Source organism: Saccharibacillus sacchari (assembly GCF_037722395.1).
In the GTDB taxonomy this organism is placed as follows: domain Bacteria; phylum Bacillota; class Bacilli; order Paenibacillales; family Paenibacillaceae; genus Saccharibacillus; species Saccharibacillus sacchari_A.
Genome location: NZ_JBBKAR010000007.1, coordinates 33,091 through 49,345 on the forward strand (window position 1 = coordinate 33,091; position 16,255 = coordinate 49,345).

9 protein-coding genes and 2 riboswitches are annotated in these 16,255 nt (G+C 55.5%); of the genes, 4 read left to right on the forward strand and 5 right to left on the reverse strand.

Annotated features, from left to right (window positions below; all coding sequences use genetic code 11):
• Window positions 1–125: 125 nt before the first annotated feature.
• The 3 genes from WKI47_RS02915 to WKI47_RS02925 all read right to left on the reverse strand — a co-directional run bounded on the left by WKI47_RS02915 (window position 126) and on the right by WKI47_RS02925 (window position 7,270).
• Window positions 126–2,957 carry an LPXTG cell wall anchor domain-containing protein gene (locus tag WKI47_RS02915; protein WP_340225692.1) on the reverse strand — a complete coding sequence of 944 codons (2,832 nt, stop codon included), beginning with the start codon at window positions 2,955–2,957 and terminating at the stop codon, window positions 126–128.
• Window positions 2,958–3,052: 95 nt separating this feature from the next.
• Window positions 3,053–3,143, reverse strand: a riboswitch (cyclic di-GMP riboswitch).
• A 106-nt stretch (window positions 3,144–3,249) separates the two neighbouring features.
• Window positions 3,250–3,336, reverse strand: a riboswitch (cyclic di-GMP riboswitch).
• A 141-nt stretch (window positions 3,337–3,477) separates the two neighbouring features.
• Window positions 3,478–5,178, reverse strand: coding sequence for a proline--tRNA ligase (locus WKI47_RS02920; RefSeq protein WP_340225693.1), 1,701 nt, complete (start codon window positions 5,176–5,178; stop codon window positions 3,478–3,480).
• Window positions 5,179–5,680: 502 nt separating this feature from the next.
• Window positions 5,681–7,270, reverse strand: a complete 1,590-nt coding sequence (locus WKI47_RS02925) for a M14 family zinc carboxypeptidase (protein WP_340225694.1) — start codon at window positions 7,268–7,270, stop codon at window positions 5,681–5,683.
• A gap of 234 nt (window positions 7,271–7,504) precedes the next feature.
• Between WKI47_RS02925 and WKI47_RS02930 the strand changes: the two genes are divergently transcribed.
• The 3 genes from WKI47_RS02930 (at window position 7,505) to WKI47_RS02940 (ending at window position 10,785) form a co-directional block, all read left to right on the forward strand.
• Window positions 7,505–7,837, forward strand: coding sequence for a PadR family transcriptional regulator (locus tag WKI47_RS02930; protein WP_340225695.1), 333 nt, complete (start codon window positions 7,505–7,507; stop codon window positions 7,835–7,837).
• Complete coding sequence (locus tag WKI47_RS02935; protein WP_340225696.1) at window positions 7,834–9,297, forward strand: FtsW/RodA/SpoVE family cell cycle protein; 1,464 nt, start codon at window positions 7,834–7,836, stop codon at window positions 9,295–9,297. The genes WKI47_RS02930 and WKI47_RS02935 overlap by 4 nt, the downstream gene beginning before the upstream one ends.
• Before the next feature lie 405 nt (window positions 9,298–9,702).
• Window positions 9,703–10,785 (forward strand): phosphotransferase enzyme family protein, encoded by a 1,083-nt coding sequence (locus WKI47_RS02940; protein ID WP_340225697.1) that lies wholly within the window; start codon window positions 9,703–9,705, stop codon window positions 10,783–10,785.
• 451 nt (window positions 10,786–11,236) lie between these two features.
• Here WKI47_RS02940 and WKI47_RS02945 read toward each other — a convergent pair whose 3' ends face one another.
• Together WKI47_RS02945 and WKI47_RS02950 are read right to left on the reverse strand one after the other, a co-directional pair.
• On the reverse strand, window positions 11,237–12,526 hold the full coding sequence (locus WKI47_RS02945; RefSeq protein ID WP_340225698.1) for a hypothetical protein: 1,290 nt from the start codon (window positions 12,524–12,526) through the stop codon (window positions 11,237–11,239).
• Between the two features lie 373 nt (window positions 12,527–12,899).
• Entirely contained in the window at window positions 12,900–13,400 is a 501-nt protein-coding gene (locus WKI47_RS02950) for a hypothetical protein (RefSeq protein ID WP_340225699.1), read from the reverse strand.
• A gap of 449 nt (window positions 13,401–13,849) precedes the next feature.
• On the opposite strand from WKI47_RS02950, the gene WKI47_RS02955 reads away from it, so the two are divergent.
• Complete coding sequence (locus tag WKI47_RS02955; RefSeq protein ID WP_340225700.1) at window positions 13,850–15,799, forward strand: FAD-dependent oxidoreductase; 1,950 nt, start codon at window positions 13,850–13,852, stop codon at window positions 15,797–15,799.
• Window positions 15,800–16,255: the final 456 nt, after the last annotated feature.

A 16,255-nucleotide genomic window follows, 5' to 3' on the forward strand; every position in this document is an offset into this window, starting at 1 on the left:
GCGGCCGCCGCATTCAAGGAAGCCGTGAATGCAGATGCCGTCTATGCCATACTTCGGAAAATCAAGGAAATTTATTTAGCGAATATCGCGAAACTTTTGACTTCATTACGATCGACGCGCTCTTTTTATTGATTTTGTTTGTTTTTGGTTTTGCGGCGCAACCATGCTCCGATTGCCATCAAGCCCATGCCCAAAGCGTACAGCGGCGTTGCGGAAGCTTCGCCCGTTTTCGGCAGCGTGCTCGGCAGACCGGACGAAGATGGCTGGGAAGCATTATCCGGCGTTCCTTGCGGCGTCTCGTTATCCGGCACGGTCACGGTATCCGGTTCAGGATCGGCCGACGGCGTATTGTCCGAAGACGGAACGGAGTTGGTTTCCGGCGAGCCTTGAGGCGTCTCGTTGTCGGGCACGGTTACTTCATCGGGATTCGAAGACGTGTCGTTCGTGTCCGGCGAACCTTGCGGCGTTTCGTTGTCCGGCACGGTTACGGTGTCGGGCGAAGAATCGCTGGAGCTATCTGTCGGCGTCGAAGAGTCTTGAGCCGGTTCCGCTTGCACGGTCGGCGAGCCTTGCGGCGTCTCGTTATCCGGGATCACGACTGTATCGCTGCCGGAGTTGTCGCTGGAAGACGGCGTTGGTGTTGTTGTGTTTGTGTTGTCGCTAGACGACGGCGTCGGTGTGCTGGTGTTGTCACCAGTCGTCGGTGCTGGTGTTTCCGTGCTCGTGTTATCACCAGTCGATGGCGCTGGTGTTTCGGTGCTGGTGTTGTCACCAGTCGATGGCGCTGGTGTTTCTTCAGTGCTCGTGTTGTCACCAGTCGTTGGCGCTGGTGTTTCTTCAGTGCTCGTGTTGTCGCCAGTCGATGGCGCTGGTGTTGTTGTGTTTGTGTTGTCGCTAGACGACGGCGTCGGTGTGCTGGTGTTGTCACCAGTCGTCGGTGCTGGTGTTTCCGTGCTCGTGTTATCACCAGTCGATGGCGCTGGTGTTTCGGTGCTCGTGTTGTCGCCAGTCGATGGCGCTGGTGTTTCTTCAGTGCTGGTGTTGTCGCCAGTCGTTGGCGCTGGTGTTTCTTCAGTGCTCGTGTTGTCACCAGTCGTTGGCGCTGGTGTTTCTTCAGTGCTCGTGTTGTCACCAGTCGTTGGCGCTGGTATTTCGGTGCTGGTGTTGTCACCAGTCGTTGGCGCTGGTGTTTCGGTGCTCGTGTTGTCGCCAGTCGATGGCGCTGGTGTTTCTTCAGTGCTCGTGTTGTCATCGCCTGTCGTTGGCGTTGGTGTTTCCGTGTTTGTATTGTCGCCAGTCGACGGTTCTGGCGTTTCGGTGCTTGTGTTGTCACCAGTCGTCGGGGCTGGTGTTTCCGTGCTCGTGTTGTCACCAGTGGTTGGCGCTGGTGTTTCTTCAGTGCTCGTGTTGTCATCGCCTGTCGTTGGCGTTGGTGTTTCCGTGTTTGTATTGTCGCCAGTCGACGGTGCTGGCGTTTCGGTGCTTGTATTGTCACCAGTCGTCGGGGCTGGTGTTTCCGTGCTCGTGTTGTCACCAGTGGTTGGCGCTGGTGTTTCTTCAGTGCTCGTGTTGTCATCGCCTGTCGTTGGCGTTGGTGTTTCCGTGTTTGTATTGTCGCCAGTCGATGGTGCTGGTGTTTCGGTGCTCGTGTTGTCTCCAGTTGTCGGCGCTGGCGTTTCCGTGCTCGTGTTGTCTCCAGTCGTTGGCGCTGGTGTTTCGGTGCTTGTGTTATCACCAGTCGTCGGCGCTGGTGTTTCGGTGCTCGTATTGTCACCAGTGGTTGGCGCTGGTGTTTCGGTGCTTGTGTTATCACCAGTCGTTGGCGCTGGTGTTTCTGTGGTTGTGTTGTCATCGCCTGTCGTTGGCGCTGGTGTTTCCGTGCTTGTGTTATCACCAGTCGATGGTGCTGGCGTTTCCGTGCTGGTGTTGTCGCCTGTTGTTGGCGCTGGTGTTTCGGTGCTTGTGTTGTCATCGCCAGTTGTCGGTGCTGGCGTTTCCGTGCTGGTGTTGTCACCAGTCGATGGTGCTGGTGTTTCGGTGCTTGTATTGTCACCAGTCGATGGAGCTGGTGTTTCAGTGCTGGTGTTATCACCAGTCGATGGCGCTGGTGTTTCCGTGCTCGTGTTACCGCCTGTCGTCGGCTCGCCTTTCGGCGTTTCGTCGTCCGGTACGGTCGTTGTCGGCTCGTCCGTGCCCGGTTGCTGAGGATCGCTCGACTGGTTTTCTTTTTCGGCCGCGGCGGCTTCTTCGGCTTGCTGCTTTTTCAGGTCGTCGACTTTTTTCCAAGCGTCTTCCGCGTTCTTTTTGGATTGATCGGCCGAAGCTTGGGCTTGCGTCGCTTTTTGCGCGGCTTGATCGGATTTCTTGGCAGCCGCGTCCAGTTCGCATTTCGCGGCGTTCGCTTTGCTCTGGGCGTTGTTGTACGCGCTTTGCGCCTGCTTCGTAGCCGATTTCGCGTTTTGCAGATCGCAGTTGGCGGCGTTCAGCGCGCTTTTGGCATTGCGGAGTTCTTGGTTGGACTTGCTGTTTTTGCCGCAATCTTTGTCGGCTTGTTTTTGCGCTTTGTTGACGGCGGCTTGAGCCTGGGCTACTTTTTGCGCGGCCGCTTGCTCTTGTTGCTGTCTGGCTTGCAGATCCGTTTGTTTTTGCTGAACGTTCTGCTGCGCTTGGTCGTATTTTTGTTGAGCGGCGTTGCGGGCTTGCAAAGCGCTTGCTGCGGCTGCCGCGTATTGGTCGGCCGAACTTTGCGCGGCGGAAGCTTCTTTGTCGGCGTTTTGCGCGGCAGTCGTCGCTTCCTGGATCTGCTGATTGTATTTGGATGCCGAACCGTTCGCGTTTTGCGTGCTTCCGGAAGTCTGCTCGGCTGCGTAAACGTGGGAAATAGAAGCCGCGTACGGCGTCAGGGATAGTGTGGAAGTCAACAGAATGGCTGCGGATGCTTTTGTGATTTTGCTCATGTGATGTAAGTCCTCCCGGGTTTTCGTCTTTTCGCTTTTTTAGGGTATAGGGCAGTTTGAAGGCAGCAAAAAACCGCCATGAACAATCAAACATTCGTGGCGGTCGGACGATCGTGACGGGCCGAAGCCCGCCGTAGATTCCAGACTTTGCGTCCCAGCCTTTCGGCTGGTTTGCGTTTCTCGGAAAGGGCATGGAAGCGGAATGCGCACAGCGTCGGCGAAGCCCGGCAGCTTGTCTCAGACCGAGGCTTATATTTCCGAACATATGCAACAAAAAGACCGCCCAGCTTACCGAGGCGGTCGGACGATCATGGCGAACATTCGCTGTAGATTCCTGACTTTGCGTCCCGGACTTTCGGCCGGTTTGCGTTTCACTAATCAAGTCGGTTATTTGGTTAAGGCGAGTATAGCGAACGAATTATATTTCCGTCAATACTTTTACCGAAAATTTAATTTCGCAAAACAAAAAAACCCGGGCGTCGATCCGATCCATGCTCGGGCTTGCTCGATTAACAGCCGATCAGCGGCCGCTTGTGACTTGGGAAAAAGCTTCTTCGACGCTCAACGATTCTTTGTTTTCGTCGGCGCGCCGTTTGAATTCGACCCGCCCTTCCGCCGCTTCGCGACCGACCACGATGCGGTACGGAATCCCGATCAGGTCGGCGTCTTTGAATTTCACGCCCGCGCGCTCATCCCGGTCGTCCAACAGCGCTTCGATGCCCGCCGAGCGGAAACGCTCGTACAATTCGACGGCCAGATTCCGCTGCGCTTCGTCTTTGATCGCGGCCGGAATGATATGCACGACGGCCGGAGCCAATTCCGCAGGCCAGACGATCCCGTTCGCGTCATGGCTTTGTTCGACCACGGCGGACAGAATGCGCGAAATTCCGATTCCGTAGCAGCCCATGATCGCGGCTTGCCTGCGCCCGCCTTCGTCCAGATACCCGGCGCCCAGCTTCTCGCTGTATTTCGTGCCGAGCTTGAACACATGGCCGACCTCGATTCCGCGATAGAACTTCAGCGGTCCGCTGCCGTCCGGGCTGAGATCGCCTTCGGCCGCGTTGCGGAAGTCGCCGACCAGATCGGCCGCGAAGTCGCGTCCCGGCTGCACGTTTTCCGCATGGTAATCCGTTTCGTTCGCGCCCGCGATCCCGGCTTCCATCGCCTGGACTTCGCGATCCACGAGCAGCTTGACGCCGGACAATCCCGCAGGTCCAGCAAAACCGACAGCCGCTCCGGTCAAGCGTTCGACCTCGGCGCCTTCCGCCAATTCGATCCGTTCGCCGCCGAGCGCGTTCAGCACTTTCGTCTCGTTGACTTCGCGATCGCCGCGCACCACGACCGCGATCGGCCGATCGTCCACCTTGTACAATAACGTTTTGAAAAAGACCGACGCTTCCGCGGCGAAATGCGCGCATAACTGGTCGATGCTGTGCGCGTTCGGCGTATGCACGCGGTTCATCGGCGGCACTTCCTGATCGGACGCGGCAGGTTCCTCCCAGAACATCTCCGCTTTTTCCAGATTGGCCGCGTAATTCCCGTTCTCGCTCACGACGATCGTGTCTTCCCCGATATCCGCCAAAGCCATAAACTCATGCGTCTCGCCTTCGCCGCCGATCGCGCCCGCGTCCGCCTGAACGGCGCGGAAGTTCAAGCCGACCCGGGTGAAAATGCGGGAATATGCTTCGTACATCGCGCGGTACGTCACGTCCAGCTCCTCCCAGCTCCGGTCGAACGAATACGCGTCTTTCATCAGGAATTCGCGTCCGCGCAGCAGACCGAAACGCGGACGGCGTTCGTCGCGGTATTTGGTCTGGATCTGGTACAGCGTAAGCGGCAGTTGGCGGTACGAGCTGACTTCGCCCGCGACCAGCGCCGTGATGACTTCTTCGTGCGTCGGCCCGAGCGCGAATTCGCGGTCGTGACGGTCTTTCAGCCGGATCAGCTCCGGGCCGTACACGTCGTAACGACCGGATTCACGCCACAGTTCGGCAGGCTGCATCGCCGGAAGCAATAGCTCCTGCGCGCCCGCGCGGTCCATTTCTTCGCGCACGATCTCCTGCACCTTTTTCAACACCCGGAAACCGAGCGGCAAATACGTGTACACGCCGGACGCGAGCTGACGGATCAGTCCCGCGCGCAGCATCAGCTTGTGGCTGGCCGCTTCGGCATCCGCAGGCGCTTCGCGCAGCGTAGGAATAAGCAATTGATTTTGTTTCATCGAAATTCTCTCCTTTAAAAATAAATAGTCCGTACAAGATGGACGCAAAAAAAGACATATTCGTCAGGGACGAATATGTCTTCGCGGTACCACCCTAGTTCCTTTTCCGCTGCCGCAAGCTAGGTTAACTTGCGCAAGCGAAAAATCTCAAAGTCCGTTAACGGCGGACATCCGGCGACGTCTGGAGCGTCGCAGCTCGCGGGGAAGGGACTTCGCGCGTCTGCCGGGAATTCTTGCAGCCGGTCCGCTGTCTTATCTTCACCGCGCGGGCGATCAAGACGGGCGTTCCGAAATTCCTCTCTGTCGGCAGCGGATGCGCCCAGTCTTTCGAAAGCCCGGGCGCCCGCGAGGCATGGCCCCGGTCGTTGCTGTTGATTTGTAAAATTCATGAATCCGTGACACCTTTGTACCACCGGAATCGGGGTTCCGTCAAGCGGTCGAAGCAACTCGATTCCGAAAACAAACGAAACCGGACAAAAATCGCAGATCGCTTCGTCGCTTTTTATGCGCCCGGCTGTACCACGGTTCCGGGAACGACGTCTTCGCCGCCGGAGCCGGAAGGTTGAACCTCGCCGGGCACTTCGGACTGAGCCGGCTCCGAAGGTTCCGGCGTCGGCACGACGGCCGGCGGTTGTTCCGTCGGCGGTTCGACCGGCTCCGTCGGGACGGTCGGAACCGTCGGAACTTCAGGCTCGGGCGTCACGCGCGCCGGGCTTTTGATCGATACCGCGCCCGTGTCGTTGTACACCGTCAATATCGCTCCGGTCGCTTGGCTGATCAAACGCACAGGCACGTAAATGACGCCTTCGTACAATCTCGGCGCGGCGGTCAACGTCACCGTTTTCCCGTTGATCTCCGCTTCTTTTTTGCCCAATGTGAAGCGGAGCGTGCCGTAATCGCCCGTCGCCGTCACCGACTTGGCCGCGCCTTCCCACTTCAGCTTGTAGCCAAGCGACGTCAGCAGCGGTTTGTACGACACAAAGGTCGCTCCGTCTTCGTTGAACGCCGCCAGATCGTCGTCGATCCGTTTGCCGTCGAGGAACACGGATACCGGTTTGACCGTCGTTTTGTTTTTCGCCGCCCATAACGAGTAGCCTTCCTGCGCGATCCACAAACCGATCTTTTTGTTGCGCCGCCATTCTTCCCCGAACGCCGATACCGGCAGGTTCGTTTCGCCGTTTTTCACTCCGATCTCCGGGGTGAACGCGGGACGGCCGAGCTTTTGAATAAACCAATCCGTGTAACCGCCGCCTCCGTTGGAGTTGTAGCTCGGACTGACCTGGCTGTATCCGGTGAACGCCGTGAAAATATTCGCCAAACGCTTGTCGCGCGCCACGTTGGCGGCCGGCGTACGGAAATTCCAGTACAAAATACGGCCCGCCGAATGATACGACACCGCGATCTCCGGGTCGATCTCGTACGTGAACGCGATCATCGCTTTATTTTCCCGCGTGGTCATCGGAGCCGTGCCTTTATGCCCCATCCAGTGCGGATAATAATAATTGTTGACCAACTCTTCCCAATTCGCGTCGTACTGCCGGTTCGGATCGACGCCTTGCGCGTTCGCTTTCCAGCGTTTGAAGTTGCGGCTGCCGTCGTTCATCGCGATCAACGCTTTATGCACGCTTGCCGGGAACGATTGCAATCCGGTCTGCTGAAGCGTAACGCCGTCGGGATTGACCATCGGAACGAACCAGATCTTCGTTTTGCTCAAAATATCCCGCACGTCGTAGCCCTCGAACTTGCGATTTTCGGCGTAAGCCGCCGCGTACTGCTCGATCATCTGCATGTTCAGCGTCGTCGTCAGCCATTCGCGCGCATGGTGCGAACCGTTGAAAAAGACCGTCGCGCTGCCCGTTCCCAGACCGACCGCCCAAATATCGCGACCGTACAGCGTTTTGCCGATCGACTTGTATTCGACGATATCCGGGTACTTCGCCGCCAACTCCCGAATATCCCGCGTTAACACGCCGTATGTATACGTGACTGACGGGTCCACGATACTCGCTCCCGCCGCTTGCGAACGTCCTGCCGGCGCCAACGTCAGCACCACCAAGATCAACGCCATAAGCGCCATTCCTACTCTTTTCATCACAACCCCCTGTATGATTCGTTCTTTTTCCGGTTGGGCGCCCGCCTTACGCTTTTTTCGCGCCTCTGTACGTGTTTCCTTCCGGACTTGCCAGCACTCCCGCTTGTTAGCATTCGCGCATCCGTGTACGAAATCCTGCCGCGCGCCGTTTTTTCCCGATCCGGTTGACAACGTGTTACGCCTAGCATTACGATACATAGTAATTCTATGTATATAAAAAGGAGGCTCCTTCAAGTGAAAGTCAGCAAAGAACTGCTCAAAGGCTCGACCGGAACGCTGGTACTGACGGTCTTGTCCGGCAAAAGCATGTACGGCTACGAACTCATCAAGGAACTGGACAACCGCTCGGGCGGCGTGTTTTCGCTCAAGGAAGGCACGTTGTACCCGATCCTGCACGCGATGGAAGCCGAAAGCTGGGTGAAGTCGCATTGGGAAGACGGCAGCGGCCGCAAACGCAAGTATTACACGGTGACCGACGCCGGACTGAAGCAGCTCCGGCATAAAACCGAAGAATGGCGCACGTTCAGCGGCGCGGTGAACGCGGTTCTCGGGGAGGACGGGGCATGAGCGGGGAAAAAAGCATGAAGCCGAAAAACGAGCAGCCCGCCGCGAAAAGAGCCGAATCATCCAGCAAAGCCGATCCGTTGATCGAAGAATATCTGGATCGGGTCTGCGCGCGCATTCGGGCCAAAGAGCTGCATCCCGAACTGCGGGAAGAAATACGCGGGCATATCGAAGAGTTGATGGCGGAAAAAGAAGAGGAAGGTCTTTCGCCGGTCGAAGCCGCGACTTGGGCGCTTACCCAAATGGGAGATGCGGATGAAGTCGGCGGCACGCTGGGACAAGTGCATCGGCCGAAGTTGAATTGGAGATTGTTGATTCCGCTGGCGGTCATGATGGCCTTCGCGCTCTTGGCTTTATTTTCGTTGGCAGCGACGGGCGAAGGCGTCTACAGTCAGTTCAATCCGGGTACTCGACAACTTTTCTTTTACGCGTTGGGTTGGGTGGCATTAATAGTTTGCATTTTTGTCGATTACCGGATTTTCAAAAAGCACGCGCTCGGTTTGTATGCTTTTACGGTTGTCTCCACCGTTTTGCTGCTTGAATCTCCATTCGTCATGTCGCTGAACGGAAATATGAACTGGGTCCTTGTCGGGCCTTTTACGATCGATGTATCGGTGTACATGTTCGTGCTGTTCGTGTTGGCACTGCCGGGCGTTTTGGAACGATTGTTGCTGCAAAATAAAAAACGAACGAACTTGCGGCAACTGCTTGCTGTCGGCGCGATCGTATTGCCTGTTCTGCTCTATGTTTTTTTCGATCTGCTGAACTGGTTAATGCTCGCCGCTTACCTGATCGCCGCCTTTACCTTGTACATACGTTCGGGAGGGTCGCGTCTGTACATCTATGGACTTTCCGCCGCCGCATTTGCTTGGATGGCCGGCCTGTATGTTTATGTCGATCATTGGCAAGCGCGCGTTCAATCCGTTTTTGCGCCGCAATTGCAGAACGACGCAAACAACTATTTGAATGATTCTATCGGACATGCTGTTCGAAATGCGGGCTGGTTTGGGAAAGGATTCGGCCAGTCGGGCAATCTTTTGGTCTACGCACATGCCGAATCCATGCTTCCCTATCTGACTTACAGCTTCGGATGGGTCGCGGCGGGTTTGTTGGTCGCGAGCATCGTAGGGTTGATCATCTTGCTGCTTCGCACCGTTCGGAAAATCGGGGACGCGTATGGACGCCTGCTGGCTACGGGTCTTTCGATCCTGCTTGCGTGTCAGTTGATTTACGGAATAGGCGCTTCGTTCAATCTGCTGCCTTTTACCACGCTTTCGCTGCCTTTCATGGGTTACGGAGGTTTCTCGACCATGATTCATTTCGCGATTTTCGGTCTGATTCTCGGTATTTACCGACGCAAAGACATGATTCCGACCCGGGCGACACGTTTGCCTGAAGCCGACAATCGCTTGATTTTCCGCATCGGCGGCTTCGAATTGTACGCCAACCGAGGGAAACGTTGACAGCTTCCTTTTTCTTATGCTAAATTAACGTCATCCAAAACAAGAAGGGAGTGAGCAAGCCTTATGAAAACGCAACTTCATCGCTTCTCGCTCCCTTACGGCATGATCTGATCGGCGGCTTTTCGGCTGCTATGCGAACTCGGGAGTCGGGACCTATACGGTTCCGGCTTTTCTGTTTGGCGTTGTTTTTTGCGACGTGCGCTCGGATCGATTACTTTAAGCAAACTGCGGGAGCTTTGACGCTTTCGCGGTTTTTTCGTATGGAAAAGCGAAAAGCATGGCAGGCGGATTCCGGGCATCTATGACGACTCTAACGAAATACCTCACCGTTACTACACACTTGTCCTTTTTACCTATCCCCTATCGAAAGGCCGTGCATAATTAACCATGATGAAAATCAGCCAAATGAAAAAAGTAATGGAATCCGTCGACGAAACTACCTGGAGAAGCTCCGCCGCCGAGCCGTTTGCCGCTTTGTGGAAGCATGATCCGGACAGCGTTTATTTTTGGCGGATCAGCTCGAATGCCGCATTCGTATTGAACGTGGACGGACAGCGGCATTTTCTGCGGTTCAACCTGGCGGAAGAACGCGGTTTGAGCGAAGTGGAAGCGGAGATCCGTATTTTGCGCGCTTTGGAAAAAGGTTCGGTCCGCGCCGCGCAGCCGATCCCGTCGCTCACCGGAAAACTCGTGGAAACGCTGGAATGGAACGGAGACGTGTATCATGCGGCGCTGTTCGAAGGCATGCCGGGCGAACATCCCGACGACGAAGATCTGACCGAGTCGCAATGCTTGCGTTGGGGCGAAGAGTTGGGTCGCTTGCACGCGGAATTCGCGGCGATGCCTGTACAGACTTGGCAAGGACGCGGCGATTGGCGCCGCGATCTGGCCCGGATGCGGCAAATGCTGCGCGAAGATACGCCGATCGTCCGCCGCACGCTGGAGCGGGCGGCCGCGGAAATGGAAGCTTTGTGCGCCGAACGGCCGGAAACGCTTGTTCATTTCGATTTTGAAATGGACAATCTGCTCTGGCAAGACGGGAAGATCGCGATCATCGACTTCGACGATTGCCGGGTCTACCCGCCGGGCGCGGATATCGAGTATGCGATTCGCAGTCTGCGTACGGCGGAGGATGCGGCGCAAATCGCGCAACCGACGCAGCTTGAACAGCCCGATCGCGCCGCAGCCTCGGCACAACCGGCGCAAACTCAAGCTTTTCTGCACGGATACGCGCAATATTCGCCTTATCCGCTGCCTTCGGATCGGGAACTGAAACTTTTCCGGCGATGGCATCGCTTGTATCTGCTGGCTTCGATGCGCCGCGAGCTGGATGCGGTTGCGGGAGAAGCGCGACCGGAGTGGCAAAGCCGTCTGGAAAGTCGATTCGCCGAACGGGAAGCGCAGCTTCGGCAGCAGATCGAGACGGAAGCGGCGGAAGATACGGCGACGGACCCCGCGACACCGGAATCGGACGGCGAACAGCAGTAAATACCGGCGCGTGAAGATCGGCGATTCGCGACCGAAAAAAGCCGGAGTTGTTGCGACGTTTCTCCGAAAGTCGACCGAATCGCCGGGGAAGCGGGAAAATAAGTGCGATTGTGCAATTATTTTTCGTGAAAAATCGCTTGAGAGGTAAATAAGTGCGTATGTGCAATTATTTTGAACCTCTCTGATCTTTTCGATATGAAATCGTACATTTAGTTGTATAGGCGCACTTAATTTTGTAAAAGGCGAGAAATCGAGGGAAATAAGTGTATCTGCGCACTTATTTTGGCCGAAAGCGTGCGCAGAGCGAAAAAAGTGCTTTGCCGCAACGAACGCGGCGTTCCGGTTTGTATTTTCGATATCAAACGAAAAGCCTCCGATATTCCTTTTGAGGAAATCGGGGGCTTTTTGCGGTAGGCGGCCGTTGCGTGACCAAAACCATAGAAAGAGTGCTTTATTTTTTGCCGCCGAGAATCGTTTTGGTCACGCCGCCCATAAGGGCGCCGGCCGTGGTAGTGGTACCGGTCGTCGGCGAAGCGGCTGCCGGGGTCGGTGTGGAAGCGGCCGGTGAATTCGTTACCGGATTCGCGCTTGCGGACGAAGGTGCGGCCGCAGGCATGGAGGCGACTGGCGACGGAGACGCATTTGGCGTCGCCTGAGTCGCGCCGCCGAGCGCGCTGCCCAACCCGCCTACGGTCGAGTTCACGACGCCGACTACGGTGTCGATCACGTTCGGCGCGGGAGTCGGCGCTGGCGTTTGTACGACCGGCGTAGGCGTTGGAGTCGGCGCTTCCTCCGACGGCTTCGTGCCGGTGATCGGCACCGGCGGCGCTTCCTCCGACGGCTTCGTGCCGGAGATCGGCACCGGCGTTTCTTCCGACGGCTTCGTGCCGGTGATCGGCACCGGCGGCGCTTCCTCCGACGGCTTCGTGCCGGAGATCGGTACCGGCGTTTCTTCCGTCGGCTTCGTGCCGGAGATCGGTACCGGCGTTTCCTCGGCCGGTTTCGTGCCTTGAATCGGCGCTGGCGGCGCTTCCTCCGTCGGCTTCGTGCCGGAGATCGGCACCGGCGCTTCTTCCGCCGGTTTCGTGCCTTGAATCGGCGCTGGCGGCGCTTCCTCCGACGGCTTCGTTTCTTGAACCGGCGTTGGCGTCGGAGCGGAATTCGTCGTGCCAGCCGCCGATGCCGCTTGTTCCGAAACGACGCTGACGCTGCCCAGAATCGGCGCGGTAGCGGACGCGGCATTCGCGGCTGTCGACGAAACGGTTGCTGACGTTCCTTCGGTCGCGGAAGCTCCTTGAGTTTTGGCTGCTTGGCTGCCGGTGTACAGTTGATAAGAGCTGGAGCTGATATCCATACGGAGCTGGTGCAGTTGGGACTTCCAGCTCACGCCGGACTTTGAGGCTTTTTGCTCGATTGCTTTCTCGCCGAGATTTTTCATCGTGCTTTTAAAGTCTTCGCTGTTCAACGTAAAGCCGTTCCGCGAATAGATCGCTTGCAACAACTCGTATTGCTGTTTGCGATTCGTTTCCATGCGTTCGTAGACCTGCGCTTTTTCTTTTTTGATCTGCGCGTCGGTTCGCGTGTCCGTGTTTTTGCCGGATGAAGCCTTATCTTGATTCGCAGCGTCATAGACGCCTGTTTTGGAAGAGTCTTTATTGATGGAAGTCGTTTTCGCGGCATAATCGATCCGGTTCGTTTGATCCGGTTTGGAAAGCGGCGAGTAAGCGGATAATGTACTCATTTTTCGCAACCCCCTCGATATCTGAATATGGTGCGTTATCGCTGGGTCCAGTTTACTATTTTTTGGAAAAGAAAGGGAATAGGAGTGCTTTCCTTACTGTTTGCTTGCTTTTTTTGCCGGAAAACAGGAGCCGCAGGCGGTCTTTTTTGAAACAATGGCTGGCTTTTTCTTGTCGAATTCGAGCATGTTTGAGTTATTCGTTTTTAAGCGACTTTTTTCTACAGCGTTCTCAGTCCGTAGCCCAAAACCTGATTTTCCGCAATTCGTCTCGGAAAGCTTCTTAGTCGCCGACTTCCTATTTTTTCTTTTTACGCGCAAAAAAAAGACCGCCTTCACTCGGAAGGCGATCGGTGTACCTTCGAATCGCGGTCGGTCAAGCTTGAACGGCTTCGGCCCACTCTTGTTTCGAATCGGTATGCTCGTTTAATCTGTCGTAAGCGTCTGCGCTGATTTCCACACGAACCTTATGCAGCTCCGACTTCCATTCCAGTCTCATGGACGAACCGTCCCTTATCATCAACTGCTCGATCGAGCGCTCCGCCAGCGCTTTCATCGCATCCTTGATGTTGTCCGGAGATAGCTCCACCCGGGCTTTTTCCGCATAAAACGTTTGTAACAGCTTTTGCTGAGCCAAACGTTCTTCCGCAAGCTGTTGAGCCAGCTCCGCTTCTTTCTTTTTCCGTTCCACGTCGCTCGCCAGTTCTTTCTCCCCCGTCGGTCCGCTGTACAGTTCGGTTTTGTCTTTCGTGACTACGACTTTCGACGATTCCGCTTTCGGCTTTTGAACGACCAAATCCGGATTCGCAATGTTCGAAGGCCTGTAATCGATCGCCCAGTTTCCCGAGTCTCCTTTGTTAAAAGACACTTTTTCCATTTCAACACCCCCTGCTTCATTTTCTCGCTTCAATGTAACGCTTGCTTCGATTGCTTGGCAATCCGATAGACGAACTACAAAACAGACCGAAATTCACGTACAGGGCGAAAGTTTTTTGAAGACAAGCCTTATACTACTATGCAATTTGACCTAAAATACATGAGACTAAAGACCTTATTATTTGAAATTTTAGTGACCGATTCACCTCCTTATTTCTTTGTCGGTTCAAACGCGTTTATTTTTTTGTACCACTTTCCGTTTTGCCGTCATCCTTATCATTACAAAATTGTTACTTGCCAATCAGCCGCAAAAGGTTGTTCGTCCAAGAAAAACCCGATATAGTCAGGACATGCGTCTGGAAAAAACGATGCAAATCCGGCGATTTATAGCGTAGTTTTTTGTACGGAGAATACGTTTCGCCGCCTAATCGAAAGGAATCTTACATACTCATGCTTTTTCAAAACTGGAAAAAAGTCGTCTTTCTGTCTCTTGCCGTCGTTTGCGTCTTGGGCATCGCGGGGTTCTTCTTCGTTCGATACCTGGAACACGCCAGGCTGGTCAATCATGGGGTAACGGAAGAATTACTGCCTGTCGTCTCTGTCACCGAAGTCGCGGACCGCTACGATGTGGTTGTGACCGGAACCGATCCGGAAGGTATCGCTGCGGCGATCTCTGCTGCGCGTAACGGCCTGAAGGTGCTGCTTGTCGATGGACATAACCGTACGATGCTGGGCGGTCTGATGACGGTCGGCGGATTGAATATGATCGACCTCAACTACTCGCCGGAGCAGCCGTTTTTCCTTCCTCAGTTGAGAGAACCGAAGTATTTGAACGAAGGCATTTTCCAAGAGTGGTACGATCAATTTGACGGTTCGGCGTTCGATGTGAACGTTGCCGCCAATGTGTTCTATAAGATGGTTAAAAACGAATCGAACATCGACCTGCTCATGGAAACCCAGGACATGTCTCCGTTAACCGAAATGCGAGACGAACGTACCGTCGTGACAGGAGTGAACCTGACGCTAAAAGACGGAAGCCAAAAGAAAGTCACGACTTCGGCTCTTATCGACGCCACGCAAAATGCCGATCTGGCCGCCGAAGCCGGAGCCGAATTCACGCTGGGACGCGAAGACATCGGAGATACCAACAGCGTCATGGCCTCGACACTCGTGTTCCGCATGAGCGGCATGACCCAGGAAATCTGGGAGAAGCTCGGCAAGCACGACGACACCGGAATCGACCGGATGAGCGTATGGGGTTATAAGGAAGCGAAAGAATACGAGTCCAGCGATCCGAACAAGGTTAAAATGCGCGGTTTGAATATCGGGCGCCAAAACGACGATACGATTCTGATCAACTCCATGCTGCTGTTCGGCATCGACCCGCTTGATCCGGAATCGATCAAGCAGGGCATCGAGACGGGAACCGCGGAAGCGCCGAAAATCGTCGAGTTCCTCAAAAAGCGTTTCCCGGAAATGGCGACGCTGCAATACGACGGAGTCGCCAGCGAGTTATACCTGCGCGAATCCCGCCATCTCAAAGCCGAGTATCGGTTAACGCTGGTCGACGTAATGGAAAATCGCGCGCATTGGGACGATATCGCTTATGGCTCCTATCCCGTCGATATCCAGAGCACAAGCGATGGGCGCATCGGTACGGTGCTGATGAAGCCAAGCCAATACGGCGTACCGTTCCGCACCCTGGTGCCTCGCACCGTGGACGGCCTGCTCGTCGTGGGACGCTCGGCTGGCTTCGATACCGTGCCGCACGGAAGCGCCCGCACGATCCCGGTCGGCATGGGCACGGGCGAAGCGGCTGGCGCGGCAGTGAAGCTGGCTTTGAACACGGATATGACGCTGCGCGAATTGTCCGGTTCCGAGGAGCAAATCACCGCATTGAAAAAGAAGCTTCGCAAACAAGGCATGGATTTGTCTCGCCCGAATCTGCCGGAGCCGGAATACACCAAGCACAAAGACTACGCCGGCATGCTGGTAGCAGCCAATATGTACCTGACCTCAGGCGGTTATGAAAACGACGGCTGGGGGCTGGACGGCGAAGCCAACGTGCAGCGGTTCTTCAACGCGGTACGCGTGGTTCGTTCTCTTCACCCCGACTTCTTCCCTGGCGAAATGCAGGGTGCGCTCGCAGGCATCGCCGATCCGGCGACGCAGCAGCTTTCGCTGGAGACGGCTTCGAGCTTAATCGCAAGCGCGCTGGATCTTCCCGTGGAGGAAGGCAGTGCGACTGAACTGCTGGTCGCGGACGGCTGGTTGCAGCAAGACACCTTGAATCTGATATCCGATCAGGAAAAGCTCACGAACGGAGATTACTATTCGCTGGTCGGCGATCTGTCGAAGCATTTCCTAACGCCGGAAAATCCGGAAAGTGCCATGCAATAGGCGCGGCGCAGGAAGCGTGATGCAGGAAGCTGCCTAAGCCAAGCATGATCCGAAAAGGAGGTCCCGCCAGCCGCGATCCGGCGGCGGGACCTCCTTTTTTTGTTTTGCGGGAAACTTGTGACGCAGGCCCGGAAAACCCGGAATCGTACACGACAAAGCGAAGGTTGCCCGGATTGCGAAAGAATCGGGGCAATCGTCAGTCGCAGCCGTCAGCCGTCGCGGAGAAATAGAAGGAGGCAGAGGCGGAAACGAAGTTGGAAACGGAACCAGAGAAGGAAACGGAGATCGGGCGAAAATGAAGATACTTGAAAAAACAAATGCGAATATGCACTTATTTTCTCCGAATTTGACGCTTTGGCAAAAATAAGTGCTCAGGTGCACTTATTTCTCGAATTTTTCGCCGATTGGCGATTTTCGGCTGAAATAATTGCATTTGCGCATCTATTCTGAAATCTA